The organism is Lunatimonas lonarensis, assembly GCF_000390185.1.
GTDB lineage: Bacteria > Bacteroidota > Bacteroidia > Cytophagales > Cyclobacteriaceae > Lunatimonas > Lunatimonas lonarensis.
Window position 1 is genome coordinate 1 of the sequence record NZ_AQHR01000079.1, and the last position, 7,260, is coordinate 7,260.

Genomic DNA, 7,260 nt, shown 5'->3' on the forward strand with positions numbered 1-7,260 from the left:
CTTTCACCACCTAGTTAGTTAACATGCACGGCACACCAAAAAAGGCCACCCTTGCGGGCAGCCCTTATGGTGGTAGTTCGTAATCCTTTTATTTCTTGTACACCAGATCAAAGCGATCCAGGTGCATTACTTTGGTCCAAGCCTTTACGAAGTCATGCACGAAACGCTCTGTATTATCAGACTGAGCATATACCTCGGCAAGTGCGCGAAGCTCAGAGTTTGAACCGAAAATCAAATCCGCCCTGGTAGCTGTATACTTTAGCGCACCACTGTTGCGATCACGTCCCTCGAATGCCTCGCCAGAGCGGTCTGTCGGCTTCCATATAGTAGACATATCCAACAGGTTCACAAAGAAATCGTTGGTAAGCTGGTCTTTCTTGTCGGTGAATATGCCGCGCTTCGAAGCGTCGTAGTTGGTACCGAGTGCTCTCATTCCGCCGACCAAAACAGTCATTTCCGGAGCCGTCAATGTCAGTAACTGCGCCTTGTCTACCAGCAGTTCTTCGGTAGAGATGGTGTAGTTGGTCTTCAGGTAGTTTCGGAATCCATCAGCCATGGGCTCCAGCAACTCGAAAGAAGCTACGTCGGTCTGCTCCGCGGTGGCGTCCATGCGTCCGGGAATGAAGGGCACATTTACCTGATGACCTGCATTGGCAGCGGCTTTTTCCACACCCACGTTACCTGCCAAGACAATCAGGTCGGCAAGTGAAACCTTGGTGGCTCCTGCACTGGCATTAAAATCGCTTTGTATTTTTTCAAGTGTGGTCAATACCTTGTTCAATTGAACCGGATTATTGACTTCCCAATTACGCTGTGGCGCTAATCGGATTCGCGCGCCGTTGGCGCCGCCTCTTCGGTCAGATCCTCGGTAGGTGGAAGCCGAAGCCCAAGCAGTAGATACCAACTCGGAGATGCTCAACCCGGAACCGGATATGGCCGCCTTCAACTTATCGATGTCCTGTGCATTTACCAACGGATGGTTTACCGCAGGAATGGGATCTTGCCAGATAAGATCATCCGTAGGAGCCTCAGGACCCAAATAGGTGGTCTTTGGACCCATATCGCGATGGGTTAGTTTAAACCAGGCCTTTGCAAAAGCCTCGTTAAATGCTTCCGGATTTTCATAGAAATGACGGGAGATCTTCTCGTATACTGGATCGTATCTCATGGACAAATCCGTCGTCAGCATGGTAGGCTTATGTTTCTTTTCCGAATCAAACGCATCGGGATACATGATCTTGGGGTCTTTGGCCACCCACTGATGGGCTCCGGCAGGGCTCTTCGTCAGTTCCCACTCATGCTCAAAAAGACTCTTAAAGAATCCTTGGCTCCACTCATTGGGAGTAAGCGTCCATATTACTTCCAGGCCTGAGGTAATCGCATCTGGGCCCTTGCCAGACTTGTAGGTGCTGGTCCAGCCCAATCCTTGTTCCTCGATAGCCGCAGCTTCCGGTTCCGGACCTACGTGGCTGGCAGGACCGGCACCGTGCGTCTTGCCAAGCGTGTGACCGCCTGCAATCAGGGCCACCGTTTCTTCGTCGTTCATCCCCATTCGGCCAAACGTCTCCCGTATATCATGCGCAGCCAAAACCGGGTCGGGATTACCGTTAGGTCCTTCCGGATTCACATAGATCAAACCCATTTGTACCGCAGCTAGCGGATTTTCCAATTCGCGATCGCCAGAATAACGCTCATTGGCAAGCCATTCTTTCTCTTTACCCCAGTATACATCCAACTCTGGTTCCCAAACATCTTCCCTTCCTCCGGCAAATCCAAAGGTCTTAAATCCGGCAGATTCCAAAGCCACATTTCCTGTAAGGATCATCAGATCCGCCCAAGAGATCTGGTTGCCATATTTCTGCTTGATGGGCCACAGCAAACGCCTGGCCTTATCCAAATTGGCATTGTCAGGCCAACTGTTCAATGGGGCAAAACGCTGCTGTCCTGCTCGGGAACCGCCGCGGCCGTCTCCGGTACGGTAGGTACCGGCGCTATGCCAGGCCATACGGATAAAAAAACCTCCATAATGTCCGTAATCTGCAGGCCACCAATCTTGGGAATCGGTCATTAGCGCACGCAGATCGTGCTTCAATGCCTCATAGTCCAATTTTTTGAATGCCTCCACGTAGTCAAAATCCGCTCCTAAGGGGTTGGACACCGGATTGTTTTGGCGCAAAATACCCAGGTTTAACTGATTGGGCCACCACGCTACGTTTCCGGTAACTTTTGCGGCACTGGGACTCTTTTTGGTCGCTCCCGACCAGCCATCTACTGATGCCTTATCCTGGGCCAGCACGGTAAGCACCGAACTCCCAAAAACGGCCAATATCAATATCACCTTCTTCATATACTGTATATTTGTTGTTTTAGACGAAATGAACACCCAAATATATAATCTATTATTTTTTGTTTTTCATTGATATTCTCTATGACATATTGAGCGTGTATATTACAAAAGAACAACCGAAACCTAAATTCACAGGCAATGAACGAATTAGACAGGTAAATGTAGAAACAAAAAAGGAGGGTAAATTTACGGACGGCGACTCGTTTTATACACCAAAGCAGCAATAAGCTGGCTTTAGTCAACCATCAACCTGAAAAGACCCAGCGAGGATCCTAGTCTCCATACCGTAGTAGATACGAATGGTGATCAAGGCCAAACTTGTTTTATTGGCCATCATACCGACCGGTGGTACTTGCTCCCTACTACATTTAGCGTATGTTTGCACCTGACTTTTGGAAGTGCCAAATCCACAAGTAAATTGATCCATGGATGATTGGTTATAGAGAGGTCTAAACCTAATCTTACAATCAATCGAGCTTCCCACGCATGCTATTGATCCAATAAATACCCGTATATGTTTGACAGCCAGGATTACCCCCACCCGCTGAATGAGTCTTTGTTTGCCAAATGGCTGGAGCAGGGACGGAGCAGCCCGATTCCCTATACCTACCTGCTCGTTATCTGGGATGAACTGGATCGTCGCTACTTGCCTATCTATACCCAATCAAGGTCTGAAATGACTAAGTTTCCCCGCTTCGGCGTCGCTATGGATCAGCGCAGCATGGTCGCCGCCTATGATCTGTACTCGGAATCGAGGATTATGTAGCCACTGCATCCCCCTTTTTTTGGCTGACTACCTTAAAACTCGTTTAATTTACCTGTCTTTTTTTCAAAAATGAGGTAACTTGACCCTGAAAACCAAACTGACAACTCCATGAATACCCATGCAGTGAAAGCTTTCGGGGCAGCAGCATCAGATGCCGAGCTAAACCAGTTAACCATCCACAGGAGAACCCTACACCCATCGGATGTTGAAATAGATATCCTCTACTGCGGTGTATGCCACTCAGATCTCCACACCGTACGCAATGACTGGGGAGGCACCATCTATCCGACCGTGCCGGGTCATGAAATTGTCGGCAAAGTGACAAACATAGGCAGTGCCGTTACTGCATTCAATGTAGGCGATACGGTAGGCGTCGGCTGCATGGTAGATAGCTGTAGAACCTGTGATAGCTGCCAACAGGATCTCGAGCAATTCTGCCTTAATGGATTTACAGGCACCTATAACGGACAGGAAAAGTACCTGGGCACACCAACCTATGGTGGCTATTCAGAAAGGATCGTGGTAGATGAGCATTTTGTCCTCCGGGTACCCACCAACCTGAATGCCGCGGCCGTAGCACCCTTGCTTTGCGCCGGGATCACCACCTGGTCACCTCTTCGGCATTGGAAGGTACGGGAAGGAAGCCGTGTAGCCGTGATCGGCCTAGGAGGATTGGGGCATATGGCCATCAAGCTGGCCAAGGGTTTGGGCGCATCGGTTACGCTCTTTTCCCGATCTGAGGGAAAAATGGAAGATGCCCGAAAATTGGGCGCTGATGAAATAATTATTTCCACAGACTCCGCACAGATGAAATCCGTAAAAGGAAGGTTTGACTTGATCATTGATACGGTGCCCTATATCCACGACATCAATCCATTTGTGGGCGCCTTGAAGATCAACGGAACGCTAGTCTTGGTGGGTTACTTGGGGAAACTGGATCCTATGCTCAATTCAGTTCCGATGGTAATGGGGCGAAAGTCGGTAGCGGGCTCCGTGATCGGAGGCATCGCCGAAACCCAGGAAATGCTTGACTTCTGCGGCGAAAAAAACATCGTATCAGACATCGAGTTGATCCGTATGCAGGACATCAACACCGCCTACGACCGAATGCTCAAAAGCGACGTCAAATACCGCTTTGTGATTGACATGGCTTCATTAAAGTGAGTTGGAAGGCAAAACGGGGAAATGTTTCCGTTTGGTTGACCAATGCTAACGTCTAGATACGATGCAAAACGTAAATTCACCCAAGATAGATTGGACAAAGGAAAGAGCTCCTCTGCTTCCTTCGTTGTTGGGATGCAGGTGTCCGGTATGCACCCGGGGGCAAATGTTCAGATCCAGTGCTTTCAATATGCAGAAATTCAACGAACTGAATCAGCACTGTCCGGTTTGCGGATATGACTTTATGCCTGAGCCGGGGTTTTACCAAATTTCCCTGTTTATTACGTATGCGTTTGGGGTGGCCCTATTTGTTGTTTTTGGGGTATTGACCTACTTGATCTTCGACGAACCAACCCTCTGGCATTACTACCTGATGATTTTTATACCCGCTCTCCTATCCACTCCTTGGAGCGTCAGGTATTCCAAAGTGCTTATGCTCTATGCGTTTGTATGGAAGGGGAAGGCGTGAAAGTACTTCGGAAGGTAACTACACCAGCCTTGCTACTAAAATCCGAAAAAAATAACTTGCTCAATTTCCAGACCATTCAATTGACTATGAAGAAGACTCTTTTTCGATTCCTAAACCTTTCGCTGCTTCTCCTTTTTGGGATGCTCTCCAACCCTCTTTCTGCTTTGTTTGCGCAGACCGACGACTGGCGCAACCTCCAAAATGGTATCATCATTCCCGATAAGACGTACAGCGACCAACCGTACATCCTAAAAACCGACGACGGCGCATGGCTTTGCGTCATGACTACGGGCCTAGGACACGAAGGCGACCAGGGGCAACACATCATCAGTCAGCGAAGTCTCGACAGCGGCAAAACATGGGAAAAGATGGTTGAGATAGAACCTAGTGATGGACCGGAAGCCTCCTATTCAGTGCTTTTGAAGGCTCCTTCCGGCCGCATTTTTGTTTTCTATAACCATAATACGGATAACGTACGTGAAATAAAAGGAGATAGTCCGCCGTATAGAGACGGCATTGTGCGGCGGGTGGACAGCCAGGGATACTTCGTGTTCAAATACTCAGACGACCACGGCAAAACCTGGTCAAAAGATAGGATCACCCTACCCGTGAGGGAATTTGAGATCGACAGGAACAATGTCTATGGCGGTGCGATTCGTTTCTTTTGGAACGTCGGGAAGGCGTTTGCGCACAAGGGAAGCGCATTTGTCCCGCTTACCAAGGTGGGCGGATTTGGTGAGGGTTTTTTCACCTCCAATGAGGGCGTACTGTTGCAGAGCGAAAACCTCTTTGCCGTAGAGGATCCAAGGGATGCGGTTTGGCGTACGCTACCGGATGGAGACATCGGCCTACGGACGCCTGCCGGAGGGGGGCCAATAGCCGCAGAGCACAGCTATTCCGTGTTGAGCGATGGAAGTTTCTTTGTGGTATACCGCTCTCTGGATGGCCACCCGGTATACAGCTACAGCCGGGATGGGGGCAGGACTTGGGATGCACCCCAATACATGGCGTTTGCGAACGGAAGGCTTATGAAGAACCCCAGGGCTGCCAACTTTGCCTGGAAGGTTGAAAATGGCAAGTATTTGTACTGGTTTCACAATCATGGAGGAAGGTTTATCCGAGAACATCCAAATCCCAGCGCAATCGGTTACAACGACCGGAACCCGGTATGGGTATCGGGAGGCACTGAAGTCGACACGGAGAAGGGAAAGGTAATTCGTTGGTCACAGCCTGAGGTATTGCTGTATGATGACGACCCCATGATCCGAATCAGCTATCCGGATTTACTGGAAGATGGGGGAAACTATTACATCACGGAAACCCAAAAGGACATTGCCCGTTTGCACCAAATCGACCCTAAATTTTTGGATATACTTTGGGGGCAACTTGACAACCCATCCAATACCGAGCAAGACCAGACCTTACACTGGAGGTATGAGGGCGGTGGATTTCCCCAGGTGGTTCCCGCTCCGAGTATGCCCACGTTTCGTTCACGAGACCCGAATACGTTTGATTTTAGGGGTTTGAATGTAAGGTCTGGGTTTACCGTAGAATTAAGTTTCACGCTAGCTAGCCTTGAAGGAGGCCAGGTATTGCTGGATACACGGGATACATCCGGCAAAGGATGGTGGATTGCCATCTCCGAAAGGGGTACATTGGAAATCCAGCTGAACGATGGCCAAACCCGTGCGGTATGGGACAGCGACCCGGGGATACTGAAAACGGGTAAGGAGCACGTAGCGAGCATTATAGTGGACGGAGGGCCCAAGATCATATCGTTTGTGTTGGATGCTGTGTTCAATGACGGCGGCGATGAGAGACAGTTTGGCTGGGGAAGGTTCAGTCCCTATTTCAAGACCCCGCAGGGATCTTCCGAACTACAGATCGGCACCAAGCTGAACGGTCAAGTGACTCATGTACGTGTTTTCAACCGGCCCCTGCTGGTGACCGAAGCCATCGCAAACCAGCAGCACCTGAAGAAAAAATAGGGTAACGCCTTTCAGGCTCTTAGTAGGGTGTATGTCCGACAGTCTGTTCGTTGGGAAAGGAATAATCACAAACAAGGGACAAAAACTGATCGCGATAAATGGCATGCTGGACTATATCCATATCTTAATTGGAATGAAGCCTTCGCGTTGTCTTTGCGACCGCTGATAAAAAAAGAAAATCAAAAAACACTTGACGTGGTTGCGCAAAGGTTCTTCAGTCCTCAACTAACTCCCGGATAGTCGCGGTAGGTAGAAACATTCTATCAGAACTGTCTAATTTGATAAACCGAAAGTTATGAAGATAACTGATTATCATTTTCTAGTTCGCTTTGTACTTTTAAATGATTTAAGAGAGCCTGTTTTATACGGGCATTTGGGTTAGGTGGATTCTGCAACGCTTGAAAAAAAGGACGCTTATCCGGGATAGTTCATTAAACTGTGTCTAAGGTTAAATCTTTCCTTCAGCCTAATATCTTAGTTGCCTTAGGCAACTAAGATATTAGGCTGAAAATCTAGTTTTTTTGTGGTG

At 48.8% G+C, this 7,260-nt stretch carries 5 protein-coding genes and 1 pseudogene; 5 read left to right on the forward strand and 1 reads right to left on the reverse strand.

Features of this window, described 5'->3' with window-relative positions; all coding sequences use genetic code 11:
- Positions 1-88 precede the first annotated feature (88 nt).
- Positions 89-2,347: a catalase/peroxidase HPI gene (gene katG / locus ADIS_RS12505; protein WP_010854897.1), complete on the reverse strand. Its 2,259-nt coding sequence runs from the start codon at positions 2,345-2,347 to the stop codon at positions 89-91.
- Between the two features lie 514 nt (positions 2,348-2,861).
- Here katG and ADIS_RS12515 point away from each other — a divergent pair.
- The 5 genes and pseudogenes from ADIS_RS12515 to ADIS_RS23750 form a co-directional block, all read left to right on the forward strand.
- Entirely contained in the window at positions 2,862-3,113 is a 252-nt protein-coding gene (locus tag ADIS_RS12515) for a hypothetical protein (RefSeq protein ID WP_010854899.1), read from the forward strand.
- Between the two features lie 108 nt (positions 3,114-3,221).
- Entirely contained in the window at positions 3,222-4,277 is a 1,056-nt protein-coding gene (locus ADIS_RS12520) for an NAD(P)-dependent alcohol dehydrogenase (RefSeq protein ID WP_010854900.1), read from the forward strand.
- A 61-nt stretch (positions 4,278-4,338) separates the two neighbouring features.
- Complete coding sequence (locus ADIS_RS22355) at positions 4,339-4,743, forward strand: DUF983 domain-containing protein (RefSeq protein WP_051113311.1); 405 nt, start codon at positions 4,339-4,341, stop codon at positions 4,741-4,743.
- A gap of 86 nt (positions 4,744-4,829) precedes the next feature.
- Positions 4,830-6,731 carry an exo-alpha-sialidase gene (locus ADIS_RS12530; RefSeq protein ID WP_155907435.1) on the forward strand — a complete coding sequence of 634 codons (1,902 nt, stop codon included), beginning with the start codon at positions 4,830-4,832 and terminating at the stop codon, positions 6,729-6,731.
- Between the two features lie 58 nt (positions 6,732-6,789).
- Positions 6,790-6,891 (forward strand): annotated as a pseudogene (locus tag ADIS_RS23750) (IS200/IS605 family transposase); the annotation flags it as partial.
- Between the last annotated feature and the right edge of the window lie 369 nt (positions 6,892-7,260).

Coding starts and splice junctions, on each gene's coding strand:
- katG (WP_010854897.1), bottom strand. CDS start 2,347: ATGAAGAAGGTGATATTGATATTGGCCGTTTTTGGGAGTTCGGTGCTT.
- ADIS_RS12515 (WP_010854899.1), top strand. CDS start 2,862: ATGTTTGACAGCCAGGATTACCCCCACCCGCTGAATGAGTCTTTGTTT.
- ADIS_RS12520 (WP_010854900.1), top strand. CDS start 3,222: ATGAATACCCATGCAGTGAAAGCTTTCGGGGCAGCAGCATCAGATGCC.
- ADIS_RS22355 (WP_051113311.1), top strand. CDS start 4,339: ATGCAAAACGTAAATTCACCCAAGATAGATTGGACAAAGGAAAGAGCT.
- ADIS_RS12530 (WP_155907435.1), top strand. CDS start 4,830: ATGAAGAAGACTCTTTTTCGATTCCTAAACCTTTCGCTGCTTCTCCTT.